The organism is Zobellella aerophila, from assembly GCF_039539325.1.
GTDB lineage: Bacteria > Pseudomonadota > Gammaproteobacteria > Enterobacterales > Aeromonadaceae > Oceanimonas > Oceanimonas aerophila.
Window position 1 is genome coordinate 146,867 of sequence record NZ_BAABCX010000001.1, and the last position, 24,762, is coordinate 171,628.

General features: G+C 60.1%; 24 protein-coding genes. 20 read left to right on the plus strand and 4 right to left on the minus strand.

Features of this window, described 5'->3' with window-relative positions:
- Positions 1-34: 34 nt before the first annotated feature.
- The 10 genes from ABD806_RS00675 (at position 35) to ABD806_RS00720 (ending at position 11,179) form a co-directional block, all read left to right on the plus strand.
- Positions 35-583: a TRAP transporter small permease gene (locus ABD806_RS00675; RefSeq protein ID WP_344953576.1), complete on the plus strand. Its 549-nt coding sequence runs from the start codon at positions 35-37 to the stop codon at positions 581-583.
- Positions 580-1,839 (plus strand): TRAP transporter large permease, encoded by a 1,260-nt coding sequence (locus tag ABD806_RS00680; protein WP_344953579.1) that lies wholly within the window; start codon positions 580-582, stop codon positions 1,837-1,839. The genes ABD806_RS00675 and ABD806_RS00680 overlap by 4 nt, the downstream gene beginning before the upstream one ends.
- A gap of 365 nt (positions 1,840-2,204) precedes the next feature.
- Positions 2,205-2,648 (plus strand): MarR family winged helix-turn-helix transcriptional regulator, encoded by a 444-nt coding sequence (locus tag ABD806_RS00685; protein WP_344953582.1) that lies wholly within the window; start codon positions 2,205-2,207, stop codon positions 2,646-2,648.
- A gap of 33 nt (positions 2,649-2,681) precedes the next feature.
- The gene (locus ABD806_RS00690) at positions 2,682-3,119 is read left to right on the plus strand and encodes an acyl-CoA thioesterase (protein WP_344953585.1); all 438 of its coding nucleotides are present in this window, start codon (positions 2,682-2,684) and stop codon (positions 3,117-3,119) included.
- A gap of 70 nt (positions 3,120-3,189) precedes the next feature.
- Positions 3,190-3,711 (plus strand): TRAP transporter small permease, encoded by a 522-nt coding sequence (locus tag ABD806_RS00695; protein ID WP_344953588.1) that lies wholly within the window; start codon positions 3,190-3,192, stop codon positions 3,709-3,711.
- Positions 3,712-3,722: 11 nt separating this feature from the next.
- Positions 3,723-5,027 (plus strand): TRAP transporter large permease, encoded by a 1,305-nt coding sequence (locus ABD806_RS00700; RefSeq protein ID WP_344953590.1) that lies wholly within the window; start codon positions 3,723-3,725, stop codon positions 5,025-5,027.
- 49 nt (positions 5,028-5,076) lie between these two features.
- A complete protein-coding gene (dctP, locus tag ABD806_RS00705) occupies positions 5,077-6,042 on the plus strand; it encodes a TRAP transporter substrate-binding protein DctP (protein ID WP_344953593.1) in 966 nt (321 codons plus the stop codon).
- Positions 6,043-6,231: 189 nt separating this feature from the next.
- Entirely contained in the window at positions 6,232-7,404 is a 1,173-nt protein-coding gene (locus tag ABD806_RS00710) for an alpha-hydroxy acid oxidase (protein ID WP_344953596.1), read from the plus strand.
- Between the two features lie 5 nt (positions 7,405-7,409).
- A complete protein-coding gene (locus ABD806_RS00715; RefSeq protein WP_344953599.1) occupies positions 7,410-9,572 on the plus strand; it encodes a thiamine pyrophosphate-dependent enzyme in 2,163 nt (720 codons plus the stop codon).
- A complete protein-coding gene (locus ABD806_RS00720; RefSeq protein ID WP_344953602.1) occupies positions 9,572-11,179 on the plus strand; it encodes an indolepyruvate oxidoreductase subunit beta family protein in 1,608 nt (535 codons plus the stop codon). The genes ABD806_RS00715 and ABD806_RS00720 overlap by 1 nt, the downstream gene beginning before the upstream one ends.
- A 367-nt stretch (positions 11,180-11,546) precedes the next feature.
- Here ABD806_RS00720 and ABD806_RS00725 read toward each other — a convergent pair whose 3' ends face one another.
- A complete protein-coding gene (locus ABD806_RS00725) occupies positions 11,547-12,542 on the minus strand; it encodes an AraC family transcriptional regulator (protein ID WP_344953605.1) in 996 nt (331 codons plus the stop codon).
- Positions 12,543-12,886: 344 nt separating this feature from the next.
- Between ABD806_RS00725 and ABD806_RS00730 the strand changes: the two genes are divergently transcribed.
- From ABD806_RS00730 to ABD806_RS00750, 5 genes are read left to right on the plus strand one after another with little or no spacing between them, the layout of a single operon-like run.
- Positions 12,887-14,122, plus strand: coding sequence for a dienelactone hydrolase family protein (locus ABD806_RS00730; RefSeq protein ID WP_344953608.1), 1,236 nt, complete (start codon positions 12,887-12,889; stop codon positions 14,120-14,122).
- Between the two features lie 3 nt (positions 14,123-14,125).
- Positions 14,126-14,989 carry an SDR family oxidoreductase gene (locus ABD806_RS00735; RefSeq protein ID WP_344953611.1) on the plus strand — a complete coding sequence of 288 codons (864 nt, stop codon included), beginning with the start codon at positions 14,126-14,128 and terminating at the stop codon, positions 14,987-14,989.
- Positions 14,986-16,227 (plus strand): styrene monooxygenase/indole monooxygenase family protein, encoded by a 1,242-nt coding sequence (locus tag ABD806_RS00740; protein WP_344953614.1) that lies wholly within the window; start codon positions 14,986-14,988, stop codon positions 16,225-16,227. Before ABD806_RS00735 ends, ABD806_RS00740 begins: the two co-directional genes overlap by 4 nt.
- Position 16,228: 1 nt before the next feature.
- Positions 16,229-16,768 carry a flavin reductase family protein gene (locus ABD806_RS00745; RefSeq protein WP_344953617.1) on the plus strand — a complete coding sequence of 180 codons (540 nt, stop codon included), beginning with the start codon at positions 16,229-16,231 and terminating at the stop codon, positions 16,766-16,768.
- A 53-nt stretch (positions 16,769-16,821) separates the two neighbouring features.
- On the plus strand, positions 16,822-17,730 hold the full coding sequence (locus tag ABD806_RS00750) for a SphA family protein (protein WP_344953620.1): 909 nt from the start codon (positions 16,822-16,824) through the stop codon (positions 17,728-17,730).
- Positions 17,731-17,788: 58 nt separating this feature from the next.
- Here ABD806_RS00750 and ABD806_RS00755 read toward each other — a convergent pair whose 3' ends face one another.
- Positions 17,789-18,721, minus strand: coding sequence for a LysR family transcriptional regulator (locus ABD806_RS00755; RefSeq protein ID WP_344953623.1), 933 nt, complete (start codon positions 18,719-18,721; stop codon positions 17,789-17,791).
- 103 nt (positions 18,722-18,824) lie between these two features.
- Between ABD806_RS00755 and kynA the strand changes: the two genes are divergently transcribed.
- The 5 genes from kynA to ABD806_RS00780 all read left to right on the plus strand — a co-directional run bounded on the left by kynA (position 18,825) and on the right by ABD806_RS00780 (position 23,722).
- Positions 18,825-19,682 (plus strand): tryptophan 2,3-dioxygenase, encoded by an 858-nt coding sequence (gene kynA, locus ABD806_RS00760; RefSeq protein ID WP_344953626.1) that lies wholly within the window; start codon positions 18,825-18,827, stop codon positions 19,680-19,682.
- A 172-nt stretch (positions 19,683-19,854) separates the two neighbouring features.
- Entirely contained in the window at positions 19,855-20,487 is a 633-nt protein-coding gene (gene kynB / locus ABD806_RS00765) for an arylformamidase (RefSeq protein WP_344953629.1), read from the plus strand.
- Positions 20,484-21,725 (plus strand): kynureninase, encoded by a 1,242-nt coding sequence (gene kynU / locus ABD806_RS00770; RefSeq protein ID WP_344953632.1) that lies wholly within the window; start codon positions 20,484-20,486, stop codon positions 21,723-21,725. The genes kynB and kynU overlap by 4 nt, the downstream gene beginning before the upstream one ends.
- 133 nt (positions 21,726-21,858) lie before the next feature.
- Positions 21,859-23,268 carry a sodium-dependent transporter gene (locus ABD806_RS00775; RefSeq protein ID WP_344953635.1) on the plus strand — a complete coding sequence of 470 codons (1,410 nt, stop codon included), beginning with the start codon at positions 21,859-21,861 and terminating at the stop codon, positions 23,266-23,268.
- A 250-nt stretch (positions 23,269-23,518) separates the two neighbouring features.
- Positions 23,519-23,722, plus strand: a complete 204-nt coding sequence (locus ABD806_RS00780) for a cold-shock protein (protein ID WP_116473585.1) — start codon at positions 23,519-23,521, stop codon at positions 23,720-23,722.
- Positions 23,723-23,814: 92 nt separating this feature from the next.
- Here the strand turns inward: ABD806_RS00780 and ABD806_RS00785 are convergent, their stop codons facing one another.
- The gene (locus ABD806_RS00785; RefSeq protein ID WP_344953641.1) at positions 23,815-24,252 is read right to left on the minus strand and encodes a nucleoside deaminase; all 438 of its coding nucleotides are present in this window, start codon (positions 24,250-24,252) and stop codon (positions 23,815-23,817) included.
- A gap of 35 nt (positions 24,253-24,287) precedes the next feature.
- Positions 24,288-24,602, minus strand: coding sequence for a DUF3303 family protein (locus ABD806_RS00790; RefSeq protein ID WP_344953644.1), 315 nt, complete (start codon positions 24,600-24,602; stop codon positions 24,288-24,290).
- Positions 24,603-24,762 lie beyond the last annotated feature (160 nt).

Sequence of the window (24,762 nt, forward strand, 5' to 3'; positions counted from 1 at the left end):
CGGTGCCTTGGGCAGCGGGGCCGGAGGGTATTTGATGTTTAAGCGTTTATCGAATGCGATTGCCTCGGTGGAGATGTTTGTTGCGGCCCTGCTCGCCGCGGCCGTGACCCTGCTGGTATTGCTGAACATTGTCAGCCGGGCCATGGGCCAGGCGATTTACTGGGTGGATGAGCTGGCCATCTACAGCATGGTGTGGATGACCTTTCTGGCCACCTCCACCGTATTGAAAAAACGCCAGGGTGTCTCCGTCACTATCTTGACCGACTGCCTGCCGACCAGGAGCCGGCACTGGTTGGCGGTGTTCAGCGACCTGATGATACTGGTGTTTGCGGTCGCCCTGTTCGCCCTCTGTTGGCGCTGGTACAGCCCGGTGGCCTTATGGCAGGCCGGTTTCGACTTTCAGGCCTTCCAGGCCGAAACCTTCAATTTTATGTACTCCGAGAATACCAGCACCATAGGGATCAAAAAGTTCTGGGTATGGCTGGTGTTGCCGGTGTTCGCCCTGTCCCTGGCCGTGCACGCCCTGATTAACCTGTATGACAGTATCCGGACAGCCGGATCCGCGGCGGGAGAGCCGGTATGACCTTGCTGATTTTTTTATTGCTGCTGTTTACCGCCGTACCCATTGCCCTGGTGTTGGCGCTGACCGCCATCTGGTATATAGGCTCATCGGGGAATACCGTACTATTCGAGTCTTACCCCCAGCAGCTGTTCGGCGCCATCGAAAGCTACGGCCTGCTGGCCATCCCGCTGTTCATGCTGGCCGGCGAGCTGATGAATGAAGGGGGTCTGACCAGGCGGCTGATCGATCTGGCACGGATCCTGGTGGGTGGTTTTCGCGGCGGCCTGGCCTACATCAACCTGGTGGCCAATATGATGATGGCCGCCATCATGGGCTCGGCCGCTTCCCAGATCGCCATCATGTCCCGGGCCATGGTGCCGGCGATGGAAAAAGAGGGCTACGACAAATCCTATTCGGCGGCCATTACCGCCGCCGGCGGGCTCTTGTCGCCCATTATTCCGCCGTCCATGCTGTTTGTGCTGTTCGGCGTGCTGGCCCAGGTGCCGATCGCGGAAATGTTTATCGCCGGTATCATTCCCGGCCTGCTCATGTCCCTGCTGTTTTTTCTCACCATCAGCCTGATGGGGCTGGTGCATCAGTACCCGAAAGGGGAGTGGCCGACCCGGCGGCAGGCCTGGCACTTTTTGCTGATGGGCATTCCCGCCGGTTTCATTCCCCTGGTGATCATCGGCGGCATCCTCACCGGACTGGCGACCCCGACCGAATCGGCGGCCATGGCGTCGCTGGGCGCCTTGCTGATCGGCAAGTATGTGTACAAGGATCTGCAGTTTTCCCACCTGTTCGGCATCTTCAAACGTACCGCCATCAACTCCGGCATGGTGATCATGCTGATCGCGGCGGCCGGGGTGTTCGGCTGGGTGATCGTCTTCGAACAGATACCCCAGAATGCCGCCGCCTGGATTGCGGGGCAGACCTCGGATCCCTTTGTATTCCTGCTGATGGTGGTCGGTATCCTGCTGCTGGTGGGCATGGTGATCGACGGCATAGCGGCGCTGATCCTGGTGGTGCCTATCCTGTTGCCCATCGCCCAGTCCCAGTTCGGCATCAGTCCCTTCCAGTTCGGGGTGGTGGTCTGCCTGACCCTGGTGATGGGCCTGTTGACCCCCCCGGTCGGGGCCGGGCTGTTTATCGCCTCGTCCATGACCGGCGCCTCGCCCATGCGCATTTTCCGCTCCCTGCTGCCTTTCCTGGCCGCCACCCTGATCACCCTGGTGCTGTTGAGCTGGCAAGGCGGGCTGGTGACCATGTTGTTATGAAAAAGGCCCGGCAGCGGAGCCCTGTTCCGCCGCCGGTTGCCCGCGTGCAACCGGGAAGAATGGCTCTCGGGGAGGAGGAACTCATTCCCGGGATGCCGGTTGGCTTGTTTTTACACTGATGAACCGGAGCGGCTGGGATGGCCGGCCCAGCCGTTTGCTTTGACCAGGCATGAGGCCATGGACACAATAGGTCTCAGGTGAGTTATGAAAAATAAATGTTAATTTTATGTATAAATGTTTTAAGTATGAAATATATTGGTGTAAAGTAAATCAACTAAAAGACTCCCGTGCCAGGTACAACCGCCTGCGCAACGAGGAGGCCAAAGCAAGCGGCAATCTGTGTTTCGAGGGTAAGTGGTAAAGATATGAAAGACGAAATCGCACTCAAGGCCTGGTTCAGGATGTTGTCCAACACGGCACTGATTGAACAGGAATTACGCACGCTGTTTATACAGAAATTCAATGTCACCCTGCCGCAGTTCGACCTGATGGCGGCATTGCACCATGCGGGCGGGACGGAAAAGATGTCCGCCCTGTCCCAGCGGATGAAGGTATCGAACGGCAATATTACCGGCGTGGTGGATCGCCTCGAGCGTGACGGCCTGGTGGAGCGGCAAGCCCAGCTCGAAGACCGGCGGGTCAAGCTGATCAGCTTGACGAGCCTGGGTGCCGAGACCTTTGCACTCATGGCCTCGGCCCATAAAAGCTGGATTTCAGAGGTGCTGGCGGAAATGAGCGCCGAAGATCTGGATGTCCTGTATCAGCAATTATTTAAAATGAGCAGGATCCTGAAAGAGAGAGCGAAATAACATGGTGTCGTCGATAATCCGTGGGGTGAGGTCATGGTTTTTCATAAAGAAGAGATAATACGATTCAGACACTGCGATCCGGCCGGTATTGTTTTTTATCCAAGGTACCTGGAGATTCTCAATGATATGGTTGAGGACTGGTTCGAGGCAATGGGGTATCCATTTGATGAAATGGAAAGTTGTTTGGGGGCTGGGGTGCCTACCATCAATCTTAATATCACTTTCATGCATCCCTGCCGGCAAGGTGAAACACTTTCACTTACATTGCGCTGCTTGAAAATTGGTGACAGTTCTTTTGAAATTAAAATCAGTGGTGAGCGAATGGGGCAGCCCATTCTTGAGGCGCAGATAGTACTCTGTTTTACCACCATAGGACGACAGGTAAACAAGTTATCCATTCCGGATGGAATCAGAAAGAAAATGCTGGAATATAACACGGAGCAAACGACAGCAACCATCTTAATATCATAACTAGCCTGATGGCGCGTTCGGCGTCCATCAATCGAAATAATGGAATAGAAATAATTGAATGGAGTCATTCATGGATAAGGTAATTGATATTCCCAATACCGTTGCATTTGACCGCTATTACCATTGCCTATTAACCGGATGTGGCCTGCTTGCGGCAATTATGTTTGCCGGTATGGCGGTACTGGTATGCAGCGATATCGTATTACGTAACCTGACTGATATTTCATTAGCCTGGACCACCGAGGCCTCGGAGTATCTGCTGATGTCGGCGACCATGCTGGCCGCTCCCTGGCTGTTATATTGCGGCGACCATATCCGCATAGATATCAGCTTGCGGATGATGCCGCCCCGTTGGCGGATGTTTTTTGAACGGGGCAGTGATCTGTTAGGCAGTATTATTTGTGCCGTGCTGACCTGGTATAGCGTGATGGTAACCCTGGACAGCGCCGAGCAGGGCGGCTTGATATTCAAGGTGCTGGTATTTCCCGAATGGTGGCTGAACCTGCCGATGATATTCGGCTTTACCCTGCTGACGCTGGAATTTATGCGCCGGTTACTGAAGCAGCCTGACGTCGAGCCGGAGGATCAGTGATGGAATGGTATATGGCGTTACTGATCATGCTGGGCTCCCTGTTTGGCTTGATGCTGGTCGGGGTACCGGTGGCGTTTAGTTTTCTCAGCGTGAACCTGCTGGGTGCCTGGTTATTCATGGGGGGAGAGGCCGGCATAAGCCAGCTGGTGCGCAATTCGGTCGGCTCGGTCGCCAGTTTTTCACTGACGCCTATCCCGCTGTTTGTGATGATGGGCGAGCTGCTGTTTCATACCGGACTGGCATTTCGTGCTATTTCCAGCATCGAACGCCTGATAGCACGGGTGCCCGGCCAGTTGTCGATCGTATCTATTCTCGGTGGCACCACCTTTGCCGCCCTGTCCGGCTCGACCATCGCCAATACGGCGATGATGGGCAGCGCCCTGTTGCCGGAAATGCTCAAGCGTGGCTATCACCCCACGCTGGCCATGGGGCCCATCATGGCCGTCGGCGGCATCGCCATGCTGATCCCGCCTTCGGCGTTGGCGGTGATGCTGGGCAGCCTGGCCGGCGTTTCCATTACCGGCCTGCTGGTCGGGGGCATAGTGCCCGGCCTGCTGATGGCCATCGGTTTTCTCGGCTATGTGGTTATCCGTTCGTCCCTGGGCAAAAACGATACCGGCGAGCAGCAGGAAGAGCCGCAGTTGACGCGCCGGCAGCGCTGGTGGCCTTTCTTCCGTGACGTGGTGCCTTTGCTGGGTATCTTCGTGGCGGTGGTCGGCAGCATGCTGGCCGGCTGGGCTTCGCCCACCGAGTCGGCGGCGATCGGTGCCCTGGCCGCGGTGCTGGCCACCCTGGCGTATCGGGCTCTGACCATCGAGAACCTGGTCCGCTCATTGCTGGAAACCGCCCGCATCTCGGTGATCATCCTGTTTGTGCTGGTGGCATCCACCGCCTTTTCACAACAGCTGAGTTTTTCGGGCGCGACCAGCGGCTTGCTTTCGGTGGTGTCCGATTACGGCTTGACCCCTTTCTGGCTGGTGATCGGCATGCTGGCAATTATCCTGCTGATGGGCTGCGTCATCGACCAGGTCAGCATGATGATGATCACCCTGCCGTTCTTCATGCCGCTCGCCAATGCCGCCGGCATAGAGCCCATCTGGCTGGGGGTGATGATGCTGATCACCATGGAGATGGGCTTGCTGACCCCGCCTTTCGGCCTGCTGTTGATGGTGATGCAGAGCGTCGCGCCCGCATCTGTTCGTTTACCGCAAATCTATGCCTCCGCCGTGCCTTTCCTGCTGATTGAAGGCGTGGTGCTCGCTTTTATTTTATTGCTGCCATGGTTGGCAACCGGGCTTCCCGGCCTGATGGGGTAATGCGCTCCGCCCCTAACGGTGAGCGGTTAAAATCATATGGAGAAGGCTAATGAATAATCAGTTTAAGAAGATAGTCGCCGGCGGTTTCCTGACCCTGACCCCCTGGTTGGTGCTGGCGGAGGAAATTACCCTGAAGGCGGTTACCGCATTTGGGCAGGACACCTATTTCAATCAGCGCTTCAAGCAGTTTGTCGAAAAGGTCAATGCCGAAGGAAAAGGACTGGTTCAAATCAAGGTGATCGGCGGGCCTGAGTCTATGCCGCCCTTTGAGGTGGGCAATTCGGTACGGGCCGGTGTGGTTGATATGGCCAACACCACAGGGGTATTCCACGCCAACATGGTGCCGGAAACCTTGGCGATGACCTTAACGGACAAGCCGATGTCCGAGCTGAGGGAGAATGGCGGCTACGCGCTGATGGATAAAATTCATCGGGACAAGGCCAATATGGTCTGGCTGGCGCGTCTGTCCGATGGCCTCGAATATCATGTCTATACCAACAAGAAAGTGGACTCGGCTGATTTCTCCGGCCTGAAATTAAGGGGCGTCCCCGTATACCGCTCTTTCTTCCAGGCATTGGGAGCAACGCCATTACAGGTAGCGCCGGGAGAAGTCTTTACCGCCCTGGAACGGGGAGTGGTGGACGGCTATGGCTGGCCCGCCGTGGGTATATTTGATTTGGGATGGCAGGAGAAAACCCGGTATCGGGTTGAACCGGGTTTTTACAATGTGGAAGTGAGCCTGTTTATGAACCAGAACGCCTGGGAGAAACTGGATAACGCCCAGCGTGAGTACCTGAATAAGCAGGTGGCCTGGGTCGAATCCCTTAATGAAGGTGCGGCGGCCGATGCCGAAGCGGAGAAACGGCAGCAGGCTGAGGCCGGTATCGAGGCCATCGCCCTGTCTGCCGAACAGGCAAGCCGTTTCCAGACGCTATCACAACAGGCCGGCTGGCAGGCGGTGGAGCAATTGAGCCCGCAATTTGTACAGCAGCTGAAAGCCAGCTTCGGCGGTTAACAGATCCCGTTAACCGGTATTAACCACAGCGGCTGTTAAGTCACTGATCCTAATTATGTCACCGAAGTCAGGGCTGAATGCAGATGCGCAGCCGGCAGTCTGTTTACCGGCCCCTGACGCCGTACAGCCATCCGCTAAATGTAGCGGTATGAACATCGGTTATTTAACGCCGGGCCAATGGATGTGAGCATGTCTGATAAAGCCTTGATGCGGCGATTTCCTTCGTCGAGCTACCTGGAACAGCGGGCGGCGGCGCGGCTGCCCAACTTTGTGTTTGATTACCTGCAGGGCGGCAGCGGCCGTCAATGCAGCCTGGGCCGCAATATCACGGCGTTTGAACAACTGACCCTGACGCCGCGCTATTTCAACGACTGCGAGGCGGTGAGTCTGGGTACCAGGTTATTCGGACGCCATTACCAGTTGCCGTTCGGTATCGCCCCCATCGGCCTGGATGGGCTGATCCGGCCCGGTACCGTCGAGTACTTGGCGCAGGCGGCCAGGCGGGCCGGCTGTCCGGTGACGGCCAGCACCTTCGCGACCAGCAGCCTTGAAGAGGTGGCGCGGCTGGCCGGGGAAATGGCCTGGTTCCAGCTCTATCCCTTCGATGACGGCGAGATAGAACAGGACATGATGGCGCGGGCCGGCGCCGCCGGCTACCGGGTGCTGATGGTGACCGTGGATGTACCGGTCGGCGGGCGACGCGAACTGGACATGCGCAATGGCCTGTCGCTGCCGCCCCGGCTGGGCGGCCGTACCCTGCTGGATGTGCTGCGCCATCCCGGCTGGGCATTGCGCCATGCCCGCCGGGGGATGCCCGGTTTCAAGAACCTGCAGCCCTATCGCCGCCATTCGAATGACTTTCTGCCGGCCAGGATCTCGGGGCGGGTGCCCTGGGCGCGGCTGGCGCAATACCGCAAGCGCTGGCCCGGGCGGCTGCTGGTGAAAGGGGTGCTGCGCGGGGAAGACGCGGTGCGCTGCAGGGAGCTGGGTATAGACGGCCTGGTGATTTCCAATCACGGCGGCCGCCAGCTCGATGCCTGCCCCTCGACCCTGGCGGTGCTGCCGGAAATCCGCCGGGCGGTCGGTGACGACTTCCCGCTGATCATCGACAGTGGCCTGCGTTCCGGCCTGGATGTGGCGCGGGCCATCGCCCAGGGTGCCGACTTTGCCCTGCTGGGGCGGACCTTTATATATGGGGTGGCGGCCCTGGGCCAGGCGGGGGCCGGGCATGTGATAGAGATGCTCAGGGATGAACTGGAAAACGCGATGCAGATGCTGGGTTGCCCGGATATAGCCGCGCTGAAGTGCTGGCACAAGGGCGACGCGGCACTGCCAGATTATCGTCATGGCGAGGGAGAATAGCGGTTATGGCAGAACGTTCGTTTGCAAAGGAAGTAAAAAAGCTGCACGCCGGCCGGGGGGAGGTGTTTCACGGCGAGGGCATACTGGCCGTGACCAAGGCGCTGCTCCAGTCGGGGGTGTCCTATGTCGGCGGTTACCAGGGGTCGCCTATCTCGCATCTGATGGACGTGCTGGCCGATGCCAAGGAGGAGATCCTGGATGAGATGGGCGTCCACTTTGAGACCAGTGCCAGCGAAGCGACCGCCGCGGCCATGTTGTCCGCATCGGTCAACTATCCGTTGCGCGGGGCCGTGACCTGGAAGTCGACGGTGGGCACCAATGTCGCCTCCGATGCCCTGGCGAACCTGGCATCGGGCGGGGTGACCGGCGGTGCCGTGATCATCATCGGCGAGGACTACGGCGAGGGTTCCTCCATCATGCAGGAGCGCACCCACGCCTTTGCGATGAAATCCCATATCTGGCTGCTGGACCCGCGGCCCAGCCTGCCGAGCATAGTGGACGCGGTCGAAAAGAGCTTCGAACTGTCCGAGGCGAGCAATACCCCGGTGATGGTGCAGCTGCGCATTCGCGCCTGCCATGTGCACGGCCAGTTTACCGCCAAGGACAACGTCAAGCCGGGCTTCACCCTGCAGCAGGCGTTGAATAACCCCAGGCGGGATCTGAGTCGTATCGTGCTGCCGCCGGCCACCTTCGAACATGAAAAGGAAAAGATCGAAGGGCGGTTGCCGGCGGCGATCGCCTTTATCAAACAACATAAATTGAATGAGTTTTTTGCCGGGGAGCGGGGCGATGTGGGCATCATCGTCCAGGGGGGCAGCTATAACACCGCCATCCGTGCCCTGGAGCACCTCGGCCTGGCCGACGCTTATGGCCGTTCCCGGCTGCCGCTGTATGTGATGAATGTCGCCTTCCCGCTGGTGGAGGACGAATTGCTGCAGTTTGCCGCCGGCAAGTCGGCGGTGCTGCTGATTGAGGAAGGCAATCCCGAGTTTATCGAACATGAACTCAACAGTATTTTTGTGCGCTCGGGCTGCGAGACGGTGCTGTGCGGCAAAGCCGTGCTGCCGCGGGTGGGCGAATATACCTGCGATGTGCTGAAGCAGGGGATACGCACTTTCCTGCAGCAACACACCCGGGATCTGCTGCAGGACGAGCTCGCCATTTCCTTTGTCCCCCGCCAGCCGCTGTCGGTGGCGGCATTGACCGGGGTGGTGCCGGCGCGTCCCGCCGGTTTCTGTACCGGCTGTCCGGAGCGGCCGATTTTTTCCGCCATCAAGCTGCTGGAAAAAGAGCGGGGCGACTTTCATATCAGCTGTGATATCGGCTGCCACCTGTTTTCGATACTGCCGCCCTTCAACCTCGGCGCCACCACCATGGGCTATGGCCTCGGCGGTGCCTCGGCCTCGGCCTTCAATGTCGAGTCGGACAAGCCGCCCATCGCCATCATGGGCGACGGCGGCTTCTGGCATAACGGCCTGACCAGCGGCATCGGCAATGCCGTGTTCAACAAGAGTAACGGCGTCAACCTGATCATCGATAATGCCTACACGGCGGCGACGGGTGGCCAGGATATCCTTTCCTCCAAGGCCAGCAACCCGAACCGGGCCACCAATAATCCCATCTCCCGGGCGGTGGAGGGGGTGGGGGTCAAGTGGGTGAAAACCCTGACCCGGACCTATGATGTCTCCGCCGTGCTCAATACCCTGCGTGAGGCGGTCACCACCAAGGGCGTGGGTCCCAAGGTGGTAGTGGCCCAGTCCGAGTGCATGCTCAATCGGGAGCGGCGGGAAAAGCGCGGCCGCCGGGCCGATATCAAGGCGGGAAAGCGGGTCACCGAAGCACGCTTTGCCATCGATGAACAGACCTGCACCGGGGACCGGGCCTGCATCCGGCTGTCCGGCTGTCCGTCGCTGACCATCAAGCCCAATCCGGATCCCTGGCGTGCGGATCCCGTTACCCGCATCGACAACAGCTGCGTCGGCTGCGGCCTGTGCGGTGAAAACGTCCATGCGGATATCCTGTGTCCGTCCTTTGTGCGGGTCGAGGTGGTGCATAACCCGGGGCGTTGGGAAACCGTCAAAAGACGGATATCACAACGCATCATTCACTGGCTGCAACGGCGCGCCCTGAAACGCCATGCCAACTATCAGCTGCAGGAAGCAATCTGATGAAGATGACCGAGCAAAAAAGGATCAATATCGCGATCACCGCCATGGGCGGACAGGGCGGTGGCGTGCTGGCCGACTGGATAGTCGGCATGGGCGAGGCCGCCGGCTGGCAGGTACAGTCATCGTCGGTGCCGGGGGTGGCCCAGCGCACCGGGGCCACCGTCTATTATCTGGAGCTGTTCGACGGCTCTCGATCGGCAGGGGAGCCGGCTCCCGTGTTGTCCCTGTCCCCGGCCAGCGGAGATGTCGACTTGGTGGTGGCCGCCGAACTGATGGAAGCCGGTCGCGCCATCCAGCGCAAATTCGTGACTCCCGAGCGCACCACGCTGATCGCCTCGGCGCACCGCGCCTATGCGGTGTCCGAGAAAGAGGCCATGGGCAATGGCGTCGCCGATTCCGAGGCGGTACATGCGGCGGCGCGGGAAATGGCCCGGCGTTATATCAGTTTCGATATGGCGGCGGTGGCGGAGCAGACCGGCAGCGTGATCAGTGCCGTACTGTTCGGCGCCATCTTCGGCAGCGGCGCCCTGCCTTTTCCCCGCGAGGCGTTTGAACAGGCGATCCGTGAGGGTGGCATAGGGGTCGACAAGAGCCTGGCTGCCTTTACCGCAGGCGCGGTGCAGGCTCAACGCCCTGATGTTGTGGCCGCTCACGAGCCTGTGGCGGAAGAAGCGCCTTGCTGGCAATACCGAGGTGACGATGCCGGGGTACAACGGCTGTTGCAAGACATTGCTCAGGACTTTCCCGATGCCCTGACGGCCACTGTGTTGGAAGGGGTGCGCAGGATGCTGGATCACAGCGATCTTCGCTATGCCCGGCTCTATGTCGAGCGGATGCTCAGGCTGCTGGCCCTGGAGTACGGTCACGCGGGCGGTGACAAGACGGACTGGCGCTTCAGCCGGGAGGCGGCACCCAAACTGGCGTTGTGGATGGCCTATGAAGACACCATCCGGGTCGCCGATATCAAGACCCGCTCCCGGCGCTTTGCCCGCCTGTACCAGGAAGTGGGCATAGATGCGGACAAGGTGTCCTACTTTACCGAGTTTCTCCATCCCCGCCTGGAAGAAGTCGCCGAAACCCTGCCGGCCGGACTGGGGCGTTGGGTGTTGCGCACCAGATGGGCCGGCCGGCTGCTGGAAATGCTGTTTGCCGGGCCGAAAAAACTGTCCACCCAGAGCCTGCCGGGCTTCCTGTCATTGTACCTGGTGGCCTGCCTGCGCCCGTTGCGTCGCTATTCATTAAGGGATTCGCTCGAACAGCTCCGGATTAATGACTGGCTGCAGCAGCTGGAGGAAACGGTGCCGGTGGATTATGAACTGGCCTGCGAGCTGGCGGCACTGCCGGAGCTTATCAAGGGCTACAGTAAAACCCGTGAGCGGGGCCTGGGTAACTTCAATCTCTTGGCTGCCGCGGCCAGGGCGTTGAGTGGCAGCCTTGACAGTGCCGATATCTTGCGTCAGCTGAAAGCGGCTGCGCTAAAGAGCGAGCGGGGCACCGAGCTGGCCGCCGCCCTGGCCCGCCATCATCTGGCTCACCTGCTACAGCCGGAGGCCGGTAGCGCAACGGCAGCGACAGAAAAGATGGCAGTGCTGTCCTGCGCCGAATAACCCCTGTTGATTGTGCCATGGCCCCGGAGCCTGATAGTCAGGCCCTGGGGCTGCCCTCAGTAGCGTCCGCTATAAAAATGCCGCTCCGGAAACCCCGCCGTTCGGGCTAACACTGTTCAGTAAGGGGGCTCATCATCTACTAAGCCGACCGTTGGCGTCATGGCCGGAAAATGCTCCTGCCGTTCCGGCATTCCCGCCATCCATGGCGGTCAGTGACGCCGCCGAGCCCCCAGGGATGGGATTTCGGCGAGTCGGCGTGTGGAGGAGGACTCCCCTTTTCTGCTTAAGTGAACGGCATTAGCCGCTCGGGCGGAGTTTCCGGAGAGGCTGACGGCAGCATAGGTCCCACGCGGGCGACGACGATAGCCTAATATTTGCGCTTGGTTTCGCTGGGTTTTTCGCCAAACAGCCGGCGGTATTCCCGGCTGAAACGCCCCATATGGCCAAAGCCCCAGCGGGTGGCGACCTCGGTCACCGATCGCTCAGGAGCTTGCCGACACAGGTCTTCCCTGACCCGCTGCAGCCGTACACTGCGCAGATATTCCATCGGGCTGACATCCCTGAAGTCTTTGAAGCCGGCATAGAGGGTGCGCAGGCTGACCCCGGCCAGTTCGGCCAGCATGGCGGGGGTGATCGCCTCATCCGCATGGGCCTGAATGTATTCTTCGACCCGTTTTACGTGCCGGGGCGCCAGTCGCTTGTGGTCGCTCTCCAGTGCCTGGGAGTAGCAGTGGGGCTGGACATTCAGCAGGGTGCCGATCACCAGCTGCTCCAGTTGCGGATACAGCAGGTGGCCGGGTGTTGCCTGGGTCAGCATCTGACTCAGATAGGTCATCATGCTGTACCAGTGGGGGTTGGCCTGCCATGCCAGCCCCAGCTCGAATACCACGGGTTTTTTTATCGGTCGCCCCAGGTAATGGCTGCAGGTCTGCTCCAGAGCCTGTCGGTCGATCCTGAGGATCAACTGATCGCAGACGGTATTCCAGCACATATCCAGGGTCTGGGTGGGGTTGAGCACCGAGGCGGTACCGGCCATCGAGCGAAGCGGCTTGCCATCGCTGATAATATGCGCCTCACCCTGGAGCGGCATCTGTACCAGATAAAAATCCTCCAGGCGCTCCGGCCTGATCCGGACTTCGCCCCCGTATTTCAGGCGGTTGAACGACACCTGGCCGATGGGCACATGATGCAGGCGGGAGTGCAGCCTGGTCGAGCCATCGGTGATCTCGAGGCGATGGGGCTTGAATATGGAAGATACCTCTCCCTCTACTTCCCTGAGGTCCCGAGAGGTAAACAACAGCCGCTCATCATTGTCCAGCAGGGACAAGGCCAGCGCCGAGTGTGGATGACTGAGTGATGACACTTATATCTCCATGTGCATGTTGCTTGCGAGCGTTAACTACTGCTGCGTCAGCAATGTCCTGGCATCAATATATGTTTCCTGTTTGTTAATTAGAATGGTTTTTTGTTGACGCGGGTCATGGCGGACATATTTTTTCTCACTCACCGGATCCTCGTTGCACTAAACGGATAATGCCGGCACTCCTGTCTGTCCCTGTCGTTCCGTTCCCGCTGTCTGCGGGCATCTCCGAGCCACCCAAATAGTTGCGCGCATCGGATAGTCGCCGCATTGGGCGGTGCGACGCCCCGGCCGTTCCTTGTCTAGCATGGCGTTACATCAGCCCAAAGGTGACAAGGAGAAGCAAGATGGGAAGTTCAATTCAGATCAGTGCCCGGGACGGCAGCGGGGTATTCAGCGGTTACCTTGCCGTGCCTGCCTGCGGCTCGGGCCCCGGCCTGGTGTTGCTCCAGGAAATTTTCGGGGTCAACGCCAATGTACGCGAGATCGCCGACTACTATGCGGAAGAAGGCTATGTGGTGCTGGCTCCGGACCTGTTCTGGCGACAGCAGCCGGGGGTTGAGCTGGGTTACAGCGCCCAAGAGTTCCAGCAGGCATTCGGCCTCTATCAGGGCTTCGATCAGGATAAGGGCATAGACGACATAGACGCCGCCCTGGGGGTGCTGAGAGAGTGGCCCGAGGTAAATGGCGGGCTGGCGGTGCTGGGCTTCTGCCTCGGTGCCCGGCTGGCGTACCTGAGCGCCTGCCGCTGCGATGTCGATGTCGCCATCGGCTACTACGGCATGGGCATGGAGCATCACCTCGACGAGGCCGACCACATAAAGGGCCGCCTGGTGCTGCATTTTGCCGGCGCCGATGAATACTGCCCGGCCGCCGCCCGTGAGCGGATTTATGCCGGGCTGGCAGCGCGTGACAATGTCGAGCTTTATCTTTACCCGGAAGTCGATCACGCCTTCGCCCGGGCCGGCTCGCCGCATTTCCACAAGCCATCGGCGTTGATGGCCCACCAGCGCTCGGTCACGGCGCTGCGCCGCCGGATCGGCCCCCATTACGATCTGTCGGCCTTGTGGGACAAGCACTGCGAGTATGAGTTCGATACCCGCAATGTCGAGGACACCATGGCGACCATGGTCGGCGAGCCCTATGTCAACCACATCCCGACCATGACCGGCGGCGTCGGCTACCGGCAGCTGTATCGCTTCTACAAGCACCACTTCGTCGACAGCAATCCGCCCGATACCAAACTGACGCCGATTTCCCGCACCGTGGGTGACACCCAGATAGTGGATGAGCTGTTGTTCAGCTTTACCCACAGCTGTGAGATCGACTGGCTGTTGCCCGGTGTGGCCCCGACCGGGCGTTTCGTCGAAATTCCCCTGTTGGCAGTGGTCAAGTTCCGTGGCGACAAGCTCTATCACGAGCACATCTACTGGGATCAGGCCTCCCTGCTGGTGCAGGTCGGCCTGCTCGACCCGACCGGGCTGCCGGTGGCCGGGCGGGAAACGGCGGCCAAGCTGCTGGATGAGTCGCTGCCATCCAACACCCTGATGGCCAGCTGGGCCGGCAGTGCGGATAAGGAGTGAGCGATGGGAGAGGCAGTGATGAAAGAACTCGACAACCGTACCGCCCTGATCACCGGCGGGGCCACCCTGATAGGCCAAGCCGTGGCCGACAGCTTTGTCGCCGTCGGTGCCAATGTGGTGATCCTGGATATCGCCGCCGGACCGGGCTCGGCGCTGGCCCGGCGCCTGGGCGACCAAGCCCTGTTCCTGGAGGTGGATATTACCGATGACCGGCAGCTGGGAGATGCGGTGCAGCAGGCCGAAGCCCACTTCGGCGGCATCGATTACCTGATCAACCTCGCCTGCAGCTATCTGGACGACGGGGCCGACTCCGACCGGGCCGCCTGGCTGAGCGCCCTCGACGTCAACCTGGTCAGTGCGGTGATGGCCGCGAGGGCCGTGCTGCCGGCGATGTGCCGGCGTGGGGGCGGCGCCGTGGTCAACTTCACCAGTATCTCGGCCAAGGTGGCCCAGACCGGGCGCTGGCTGTATCCGGTCAGCAAGGCGGCCATGCTGCACCTGACCCGCAGCATGGCGCTGGATTTTGCCGCCGACCGGGTGCGGGTGAACTCGGTGTCGCCGGGGTGGACCTGGTCCCGGGTGATCGAGGAAGTCAGCGGTGGTGATCGTGCCAGGGCCGACCGGGTGGCGGCGGACTACCACCTGCTCGGGCGCCTGGGAGAGCCCCGGGAGGTGGCCAATGTGGTCCGCTTCCTGTGCTCGGAGCAGGCCAGCTTCGTGACCGGCGCCGACTATGCGGTGGATGGCGGCTATGCGGTCATGGGTCCCGAGCAGCAGCTCCCGGCCATTCCCCGGCTGGCGGAGCAGCAAACCGTCAGTGAACAGATAGATCAATCATCGCCAAGAATGACATGGAGACAGTTATGACCCGACGTATTGCCATAGTGGGGGCGGGCCAGTCCGGCCTGCAGACAGCCATCGGCCTGCTCGACCAGGGCTATCAGGTTACCCTGATGTCCAATCGCACCGGCGAGGAGATCCGCAACGGACGCGTGATGTCCAGCCAGTGCATGTTTAACAACGCGCTGCAGACTGAGTGTGAACTGGGACTGAACTTCTGGGAGCAGGACTGCCCGCCGGTCGAGGGTATCGGCCTGACGGTGCCGTATCCGGGTAACCCGGATGCCAGCCTGATCGACTGGGCGGCGCGGCTAAACAAGCCGGCCCAGTCGGTGGACCAACGACTCAAGATGCCCAGGTGGATGGAGGTATTCAAGCAGAAAGGGGGTGAGCTGATCATCAGGGATGCGGGCCTGGCCGAGCTGGAAGAGCTGGCGGCGTCCCATGATCTGGTGATGCTGGCCGCCGGCAAGGGGGAGATAGTCCGGCTGTTCGAGCGCGATGCGCGGCGCTCCGCCTTCGATAAGCCCCAGCGAGCCCTGGCGCTGACCTATGTACAGGGCATGACCCCCAGTGAATCCTTTTCCCGGGTTGCCTTCAACCTGATACCGGGTGTGGGTGAGTATTTCGTGTTCCCGGCGCTGACCGTCAACGGTCCCTGTGAAATCATGGTGTTCGAAGGGATCCCGGGCGGCCCCATGGACTGCTGGCAGGATATCAAGACACCCCGGGAGCATCTGCAGCGCAGCCTGGAGCTGGTGCGCCGCTACGCGCCGGAGCAGGCCGAGCGTTGCCGGCATATCGAGCTGACCGACGACAACGGCGTGCTGGCCGGTCGCTTCCCGCCCACGGTTCGCAAGCCGGTGGCGCGACTGCCTTCCGGACGCTGCATCTTCGGCATGGCGGATGCGGTGGTGGTCAACGATCCCATTACCGGCCAGGGTTCCAACAACGCCGCCAAGTGCAGCAAGCTGTATCTGGACGCCATAGTGGCGCACGGCGAGCAGGATTTCGGTGCCGACTGGATGCAGCAAACCTTCGAGCGCTACTGGCATTACGCCGGTGACGTGGTGACCTGGACCAACAGCATGCTGCGGCCGCCCGAGCCCCACCTGCTTGAACTGCTGGGCGCGGCCCAGGCTTCTCCCGAACTGGCGGCCACCATCGCCAACGGTTTCGATAATCCGCCCGATTACTTCCCCTGGTGGGTGTCCCCCGATGCCTGCCGTTACCTGATTGGCCAGCATCTGAAGAAGGAGGCATAAGATGAGCTCAGCAACGACCGTACTCAGGCAAGCCGAGCAGGTGACCGAACTTGCTCCCCCTGTGGACACCAGGGCATTACGCAACGCCATGGGACACTTCGCCACTGGCGTCACCGTGGTGACCGCTCCCGGCGAGGGGAACGCCATGGTGGGGATTACCGCCAATTCCTTTTCATCCCTGTCCCTGGAGCCGCCGCTGGTGCTCTGGAGCCTGGCATTGAGCTCGCCCAACCTGGCCTCGTTTGTGGAAGGCAAGCCGTTTGCCGTCAATGTGCTCGGCCAGGGGCAGGAAGCGGTGGCGATGCAGTTTTCCGGCGCCCGAGACGACAAGTTTGCCGGCATCGACTACCGGCTCAATCAGCAGGGTGTGCCCTTGCTGGCCAGCACCCTGGCCCGATTCGAGTGCCGGGTGGAATTTACCCGACGACTGGGCGATCACCTGCTGATTGTGGGGCGGGTCAAGGATTTCAGCACGGATGAAGGGGAACCCATGCTGTTCTACAAGGGCCGCTTTGGTGCGTTGGACGCCGCAGCGTCCTGACCTCCTCACCGGCCGGCGCTGCCGGCCATCCCTATCTGAACAAGGAACCTCAGATGAATACCCAAGCAACGCATCAATCCCACCTGCTATCGGGCATTGCCCTGGCTGCCGGCCTGTCCCTTTCGGCCGGTGTTACGGCGACCGAAGGTGGCGGCTCCATCTACCCCATGGGGGCGGAAAACTTTGGCATGGGCGCGCTGCCGCCGGCCGGTGTTTACCCGCTGCTCTATGCCAGCAGTTACAAGGCCGACCGGCTTAATGACGCGAATGGCGACGCCTTGCCGGTGGACTTCAAGCTGCGGGCCAACGTCATTGCCCCCAGGCTGTTATGGGTCACCGAACAGCAACTGCTGGGTGGCCAGCTGTTCAGCGCCTTGCTGCTGCCGCTGGTGGATCTGGATGTGACCGTCAACGGTATGCACCAAAGCAAGCGGGGATTGGGTGATATCGATCTTACCCTGGGGGTGGCCTATCATCACAACCCCTATCTGCATACCGCCTTTTCCATCGACGTTTTTGCACCCACCGGCCGTTACCATCCTAACGACCTGGCCAATATCGGCCGCAACTACTGGACGGTACAGCCGGTGTATGCGGCCAGCTACCTGGATCCGCATGGCTTCAACGCGGATATCAAGCTGATGTACGACTATAACTTCGAAAATCCGGATACCGACTACCGGTCGGGGCAGGAGTTTCATTTTGACTATGCGCTGGGTTACTGCCTGACCCCGAACTGGGTAGTCGGGGTCGGCGGTTACGGCTACAAGCAGCTCACCGATGACGAGCGTAACGGCATGACCGTCGCCAACAACAGGGGGCAGGCTTTTGCCCTGGGGCCCTCGGTGAAATATGACAGCGGCAAGGGCTTTTCCGTCAACCTGAAATATCAGCATGAGTTTGCTGTGGAAAACCGCCCCGAGGGCGGTGCTTTCTGGGTGAAGGCGGTACTTCCGCTCTAGATGCTTGGTTCCACCATGTTGATGCGCCTTCAGGCGGCCGCTTTGGTGTGCTGCCTGTTTATTGTGTGGCAGGCTGGGTTGTTGCGGGCCCGGACCCTTGATAGAGGCCGGCCAGGCAGTCCGAGAACTTGCCGGTGGGGGAGTCCGCCCGTTCATCCTTGCGGCTCAGCAGATGCCAGTCGATATAGAGTCCTTCTTCGGTGACCCGGGCCGTGGTCAGCCCCCCCTGCGCCAGATAGGGTTGCAGGGTCCAGCTCGGCATGATGGTCAGCCCGAACCCCTCCCGTACCAATGCGATCACCGCCTCGGTCACCCCGGCCCGCAGCACCCGTACCGGCAGCATCCGGTAGCGGCTGAACAGCTGCTCGTATTCCCGACCCTTGCCGGGGGTGGTGTGGTAGGTCACATAGGTGCCGGCTGCCACCTCTGCGGCGTCGACCCAAGGCTTGCCTGCCAGGGCATGGCCTTCGGGCATCACCAGCCGCAGCTCGTCACGAAACAGCAGGCGATGTGCAAAGCCCTCGGGAGGGTGTCCGCCGGAGACCAGCGCCAGGTCGATGCGACCGCTGCGCAGGGCAGTGCAAGGGTCCAGGGACACGTCCGGGATGATCTCCACACTGATGCTGGGATAGTCCCGGCTGAAGGCGGTCAGGCAGGCGGGCAGCCAGTGATAGCCGCCGTAGGATTCATTGCCCAGGCGAACCACATGCTCGATGCCGACCGACAGCTTGTTGATGTCCTGTTCGGCCCGCTCGATTTCGCCCAGTACCAGCCGGGAAGAGTGCAACAGCCGTTTTCCGGCACTGGTCGGCGCCAGTTTCTTATGCTTACGGTAGAACAGCTCCGTGTTCAGCAGCCGCTCCGCCTCCTTGATCCTGTGGCTCAGGGCCGACTGGGTCAGGCCGAGTGTCTGTGCCGCCTCGGCGACGCTGCCCGCATCGGCGATGGCGACCATCATCTGCATATGGCGGGTGCTTATTCGGGTGCTCATGTATTAATAAATTTCATCAAAAACTTGATTTTAATGAAATTTACACCGGGATATGTCCCAAGTAAACTCATTTGCAATCGACTGGTTAATGGGGTGTTTTAAAATGGTTAATCGCGGATCGGATAAAACAACCGGCAGCATGGTGGATCTGGAAGGCGAAGGGGTGCACTGGGAGCAGGACATGAGCTATGGCCAGTACCTGGCCCTGGAGCGGCTGCTGGATTGCCAGCATCCCAGATCGACCCAGCACGATGAAATGCTGTTCATCGTGATCCATCAGGTGTCGGAATTATGGATGAAGCTGTGCCTGCATGAGGCCTACGCCGCCGCACGGCACATAGAGCAGGACCACCTCCAGCCCGCTTTCAAGATGCTGTCGCGCATCGCCCGTATCCAGGAGCAGTTGATCAAGGCCTGGGAAGTGCTGGTGACCATGACTCCGGCGGATTATGCCAGCTTCCGTGACGCCTTGGGCCAGAGCTCCGGCTTCCAGTCCTACCAGTACCGGGAACTGGAGTTCCTGCTCGGCAACAAGAACCCCAGGATGGTGGAAGCGCACCGGGCCCATCCCCAACACTACCAGCACCTGACCCGGGTGCTGCATGCCCCCAGCATCTACGACATCAGCCTGCAGCTGCTCAAGCGGCGCGGCTTCGACATTCCCGATCATTGCCTGGAGCGGGATTGGTCCCAGCCCTATCAGGCCTGTGCCGAGGTGGAGCTGGCCTGGTCCCGGGTCTACCGGGAGACGGATGAACACTGGGATCTCTACGAGCTGGCGGAGAAGCTGGTCGACATGGAATACAACTTCCAGAAATGGCGCTTCAGCCATATGAAGACGGTCGAGCGCATCATCGGCTACAAGAAGGGCACCGGCGGTACCGGCGGCGTTTCCTACCTGGTCAAGGCGCTGGATCTGCAGTTTTTCCCCGAACTCTGGTCGGTCAGGACCGCCATCTAACTGATTTTAAGAACGGTACATACAACTGACGATAGACAGAGGTCAGGTCTGATAAGCAGACCCTCCGCGCCAGGGACGGCGCGGTGGAGCCCCCATGGATGGGTTTATGGCACGTCTGCGTTCGGAGCTGACCTCTGTTGCACGATTAGGATCTGTCATTTAGGAGACGATGATGAGCAAGATCTGGGACATCTCACAGACCCTCAGGCCCGGCATCCCGGTCTGGCCCGGCGATACCGAATACCGGGCCGAGCCCAACTGGGTGCTGGAAAACGGCTGTCCGGTCAACGTGGCCCGTTTTCAGCTGTCGACCCACACCGGCAGCCATGCGGATGCGCCCCGGCACTATGATGCCGAGGGCAAGGCCATCGCCGATGTGGAGCTGACCCCCTACATCGGTCCCTGTGTGCTGATCGATGTGACCCAGGCCCGTTGCCTGGTGCGGCCCGAGCATGTGGCGCCTTTTTTGCCGGCGCGGGTCGAGCGGGTGCTGTTTAAAACCTACCAACAGTTTCCCCATGACCGGTGGCGGACGGATTTTACCGCGGTGGCGGCCGACACCGTGGCCCTGCTGGCGGAACGCGGCGCAATGCTTATCGGCATCGACAGTCCTTCCCTGGATCCCCAGGACTCGAAAACCCTGGCCGCCCACCAGATGGTGCGCCGCCATGGCATGGCGATTCTGGAAGGCCTGGTGTTTGACCAAGTGGCTGCGGGGCACTACGAACTGATCGCCCCACCGCTGAAACTGGCACAGCTGGACGCGTCCCCTGTGCGCGCATTACTCAGGAGTATTGAACTATGACCCCATTGACTCGCGATGCCCTGGCCCGGCTGGATCAGGACGATGCCTTATCCCTGTTCAGGGAGCTGTTCGAGCTGGAAGACGGGCTTATCTATCTCAACGGCAATTCCCTGGGGGTCCTGCCCAAGGCAGCCAAGGCCAGGGTGGCCGAGGTGGTGGAGCGGGAATGGGGCCAGGGCCTGATCCGTAGCTGGAATACCCATGACTGGATTGCTCTTCCCGAGCGGGTGGGGAACAAGCTGGCCACCATTATCGGGGCGGATGCCGGGGAAGTGGTGGTGGCCGACTCCACCTCCGTCAACCTGTTCAAATTGGCGGCGGCGGCGGTGCGCATGCGCCCGGGACGGCGCAAGATAGTTTCCGAGCCGGGTAATTTCCCCACCGATCTCTATATCCTGCAGGGGCTGGAGGGTTTCCTGGGAGGGGAGGTGCGCCTGGAAACGGCCCCCCGTGAACGGCTGGAGGAGATCATCGACGAAGATACCGCCCTGGTGGTGCTGACCCATGTGCATTACAAGTCCGGCAAGATGTTCGACATGGCGGCACTGACGGCCCGGGCCCATGAGGTGGGCGCCCTGATGCTGTGGGATCTCAGCCACAGCGCGGGGGCGGTGCCGGTGGCGCTGAACGCCGTACAGGCCGACTTCGCCGTGGGCTGCGGTTACAAGTATCTCAACGGCGGCCCGGGGGCCCCCGGCTTCCTGTTTGTGGCCAAACGCCACCAGGCCGAGTTCCGTCAGCCCCTGAGCGGCTGGTTCGGCCATGACAACCCCTTCGCCATGAGCGATATCTATGAGCCGGCGACCGGGATCAAGCGTGGCCTGTGCGGCACCACGGGGATACTGGCGACCAGCGCCCTGGAAGTGGGGGTGGATATCATGGCTTCGGCCGACATGGCGGCGATCAGGGCCAAGTCCCGTCAGCTGGGCGATATTTTCATCGCGCTGATGGAGCAGTACTGCGCCGGTTACGGTTTTACCCTGGTTTCCCCCCGGGAGGCGGGCCTGCGCGGCAGCCAGGTATCCCTGGCCCATGAACAGGGCTTCGCCATCATGCAGGCGTTGATCGCCCGCAATATCATCGGTGATTTCCGGGCGCCTGATATCCTGCGCTTCGGTTTTACCCCGCTGTATACCCGTTATGTGGATCTGTGGGACATGGTCCAGGCCCTGGCGGAGATCATGGCCAAGGGGGAGTGGGACAGGCCCGAGTTCAAGAGGGTGACCGCGGTGACCTGAGTCATATCGTCAGCACGGCAGTCAACAAGGGCCGGCGGAGTCTGCCCAGGTATGCTGCGGCGATAGCGCCCGCGGTGGTAGCCAGGGGGCAGGAGTGCTCCCCGCAGTTTGGTTTTTATCAGGAGTCTAGGTTATGGAAAACACACGAATGGTGGCTGGCGGTGATACCGTGGCCGGCGTGAGCCAGGAGCTCAAGGGACGTCCGGCGCAACTACAATGGTCCGGCCGCCTGACTTTTATCCTGGCCGCGACGGGATCCGCCGTCGGCCTGGGTAATATCTGGAAGTTTCCCTATATCACCGGGGAGCACGGCGGCGGCGCCTTCGTACTGGTCTATCTGGCCTGCATCCTGGTGATCGGGCTCCCGCTGTTGATGGCGGAGGTAATGATCGGTCGGCGCGGCAAACAAAACCCTGCGAATTCGATGGCCAACCTGGCCCGGGAATTCAAGGTGTCCCGCCACTGGCGACTGCTGGGCTGGCTGGGAGTGGTCTCCGGCTTCCTGATCCTCAGTTTCTACACGGTGGTGGCCGGTTGGGCCATTTCCTATATTTTCATCTCGGCCCAGGGCGTCTTCGACGGTGCGTCCGGCGAACAGGTCGGCGCCCATTTCGGCCAGCTGTTGGCCGATCCCTGGGCGCTGATCTTCTGGGGGACCCTGGTGCTGATGATCACCCTGCTGGTGGTGGCGCGGGGGGTCAAGCAGGGGCTGGAGAAGGCGGTGAACGCCATGATGCCCGGCCTCTTCGTGCTGCTGCTGGTGTTGGTGGGATACGCCATGACCACGGGGTACTTTATGCAGGGGCTGAATTTCCTATTCAACCCGGATTTCAGCAAGTTATCCGGCACCAGCATACTGGTGGCCCTGGGCCATGCGTTTTTTACCCTGAGCATCGCCGGCGGTGGCATGATGACCTACGGCTCCTACCTGCCGCAAAAGGTGTCTATCGCCAAAACCGCCATTACCATCGGTATCCTGGACACCCTGGTGGCCCTGCTCGCGGGCATGGTGATCTTCCCCCTGGTATTCGCCAACGGCCTGGAACCGGGTTCCGGCCCCGGCCTATTGTTTGTGACCCTGCCGATCGCCTTCGGCCAGATGCCCTTCGGCGGCCTGTTCGGCATGATCTTCTTTATCATGCTGTCGGTGGCGGCGCTGACGTCGGCCATATCGTTGATCGAGCCGGCGGTGGCCTGGATGACCGAGAGGTATCGGATCTCCCGGTTCAAGGCCTGCCTGGGGTCCGGCTTGGTGATGTGGGTGCTGAGTCTGGGAACCGTGTTTTCCTTCAATATCTGGGAGAGGCACACCCTGTTCGGCAAGACCTTCTTCGGGGTACTGGATTACCTGACTTCCGGCTGGTTCCTGCCCCTGGGAGGCCTGTTTATCGCTATCTTTGCCGGGCGAGTCATGAGCCGCAAGGCCACGGAAGAAGAGTTGGGCAAGGGGCTTGGTTACCGGCTCTGGTATTACACCATCCGCTATGTCAGCCCGGTCGCCATCGTGGTGATGTTCCTCAATGCCATCGGCGTCATAGGGTAAAGTGCCCAAATATTAATGAACCAGGCGCCTGCGGGCGCCTTTGTTGATTCTGAGATAAATTGATTAATTTTTGATAAGGTTTGACCTGGAGCTCGGCTTCACGTATTGTACCTGCAGCACGATTTTCAAGTTAGCGCGGCCCTCGTATATTGTTGGTTCCTTACGGTACTTCAGTCACTTAGCTTCCCTTCTTTGATTGTTATTGTGTATTTCCGAGCATTGCTCATTATTTAAAAAAGGTAGGATTAAAATGGCTAACGGTACCGTAAAATGGTTCAACGAAGCGAAAGGTTTTGGATTTATCACTCCGGCTGACGGCGGCAAAGATCTCTTTGCTCATTTCTCCGAAATCGTCGGCGGCGGTTTCAAAACCCTGGCCGAAGGTCAACAGGTCACTTACACCCCGGCTGAGGGTGCCAAGGGTCCGCAGGCTTCACAAATCCAGGTAGTCTGAATCCGGTTCATTCCGTATTCTGAAAAAGCCCCGCATAGCGGGGCTTTTTTTATGCAGAATATGTTGGTTGAGCGAATATGCTCGAGGTTCGGTTATTCCCCTATATCCTCGTTCCAGAGCTCTGGCTTCGTACTGATCAATTCGTTCATCAGCTCTTTGCATTCCTGGCTGTCAAGAACGATCAGTTCTACTCCCCGCGACTTCACATATTCCTCCGGCCCCTGGAAGGTTTTATTTTCACCTATCACCACTTTCGGGATACCGTAAAGCAGCACGGCACCGCTGCACATATCGCAGGGGGACAAGGTGGAATAGAGTGTGGATCTTTTATAGTCAGCCGCCGTTAAACGGCCTGCATTTTCCAGGCAATCCATTTCCGCATGGAGCACAGCGCTGCCTTTCTGAATACGCTGATTGTGGCCGCGGGCGACGATTTTTCCATCAAGAACCAGTACCGAGCCGATGGGGATGCCGTTTTCGGCCCGGCCTTTCCTGGCTTCTTCGATGGCGGCATCCATAAACTTATCCATTTAATGCTCCTTAGGTTATTCGGTTCCCGGCATGACTATCGTCCGTAACTGTTGACGGCTTGCTCGATCGCAGGTCCGGCATTGGCGAGATCGGCCGGGATCATGACCGGATGGAGTTCAATACTGGCGTTGAAGGCGAGAAACCAGGGTTCGGCAATTGCCGGGATCTCGGCGGCGTCCTGCATCTCGAACACGATAAATCCGGCCCGCTGGCCGTTGTTGTCGGTGAAGTAGGCGGCCTCCGGTTTTAAATCCGCCAGGATGGACTGGATGGTGGCGCCGAGTGTTCCCGCCTTTGCCGCCGTGTTTCCGGCCTCGACAGGAATATTAACCTTCAACAGGAAGCGCATGATTCATCTCCTTATGTGGATAGCGGCTGGATCACGCGGCGTCGGCTAACGGCTAAATCCAGTTGCCTACCCGCAGCAGGGCGGGATGGAACCAGTGTAGACGGTATTGAATGAGGGCGCCAAACCTGGGCCAGCCGGGCTGCTTACTATCTGGTATGTC

Bases quoted from the DNA above. Each gene is read 5' to 3' on its own strand.
- ABD806_RS00750 (WP_344953620.1), top strand. From the start codon at position 16,822: ATGAATACCCAAGCAACGCATCAATCCCACCTGCTATCGGGCATTGCC.
- ABD806_RS00720 (WP_344953602.1), top strand. From the start codon at position 9,572: ATGAAGATGACCGAGCAAAAAAGGATCAATATCGCGATCACCGCCATG.
- kynA (WP_344953626.1), top strand. From the start codon at position 18,825: ATGGTTAATCGCGGATCGGATAAAACAACCGGCAGCATGGTGGATCTG.
- ABD806_RS00675 (WP_344953576.1), top strand. From the start codon at position 35: ATGTTTAAGCGTTTATCGAATGCGATTGCCTCGGTGGAGATGTTTGTT.
- ABD806_RS00780 (WP_116473585.1), top strand. From the start codon at position 23,519: ATGGCTAACGGTACCGTAAAATGGTTCAACGAAGCGAAAGGTTTTGGA.
- ABD806_RS00755 (WP_344953623.1), bottom strand. From the start codon at position 18,721: ATGAGCACCCGAATAAGCACCCGCCATATGCAGATGATGGTCGCCATC.
- kynB (WP_344953629.1), top strand. From the start codon at position 19,855: ATGAGCAAGATCTGGGACATCTCACAGACCCTCAGGCCCGGCATCCCG.
- ABD806_RS00690 (WP_344953585.1), top strand. From the start codon at position 2,682: ATGGTTTTTCATAAAGAAGAGATAATACGATTCAGACACTGCGATCCG.
- ABD806_RS00700 (WP_344953590.1), top strand. From the start codon at position 3,723: ATGGCGTTACTGATCATGCTGGGCTCCCTGTTTGGCTTGATGCTGGTC.
- ABD806_RS00730 (WP_344953608.1), top strand. From the start codon at position 12,887: ATGGGAAGTTCAATTCAGATCAGTGCCCGGGACGGCAGCGGGGTATTC.
- ABD806_RS00680 (WP_344953579.1), top strand. From the start codon at position 580: ATGACCTTGCTGATTTTTTTATTGCTGCTGTTTACCGCCGTACCCATT.
- ABD806_RS00715 (WP_344953599.1), top strand. From the start codon at position 7,410: ATGGCAGAACGTTCGTTTGCAAAGGAAGTAAAAAAGCTGCACGCCGGC.
- ABD806_RS00785 (WP_344953641.1), bottom strand. From the start codon at position 24,252: ATGGATAAGTTTATGGATGCCGCCATCGAAGAAGCCAGGAAAGGCCGG.
- ABD806_RS00775 (WP_344953635.1), top strand. From the start codon at position 21,859: ATGGAAAACACACGAATGGTGGCTGGCGGTGATACCGTGGCCGGCGTG.
- ABD806_RS00695 (WP_344953588.1), top strand. From the start codon at position 3,190: ATGGATAAGGTAATTGATATTCCCAATACCGTTGCATTTGACCGCTAT.
- dctP (WP_344953593.1), top strand. From the start codon at position 5,077: ATGAATAATCAGTTTAAGAAGATAGTCGCCGGCGGTTTCCTGACCCTG.
- kynU (WP_344953632.1), top strand. From the start codon at position 20,484: ATGACCCCATTGACTCGCGATGCCCTGGCCCGGCTGGATCAGGACGAT.
- ABD806_RS00710 (WP_344953596.1), top strand. From the start codon at position 6,232: ATGTCTGATAAAGCCTTGATGCGGCGATTTCCTTCGTCGAGCTACCTG.
- ABD806_RS00685 (WP_344953582.1), top strand. From the start codon at position 2,205: ATGAAAGACGAAATCGCACTCAAGGCCTGGTTCAGGATGTTGTCCAAC.
- ABD806_RS00790 (WP_344953644.1), bottom strand. From the start codon at position 24,602: ATGCGCTTCCTGTTGAAGGTTAATATTCCTGTCGAGGCCGGAAACACG.
- ABD806_RS00735 (WP_344953611.1), top strand. From the start codon at position 14,126: ATGGGAGAGGCAGTGATGAAAGAACTCGACAACCGTACCGCCCTGATC.
- ABD806_RS00745 (WP_344953617.1), top strand. From the start codon at position 16,229: ATGAGCTCAGCAACGACCGTACTCAGGCAAGCCGAGCAGGTGACCGAA.
- ABD806_RS00740 (WP_344953614.1), top strand. From the start codon at position 14,986: ATGACCCGACGTATTGCCATAGTGGGGGCGGGCCAGTCCGGCCTGCAG.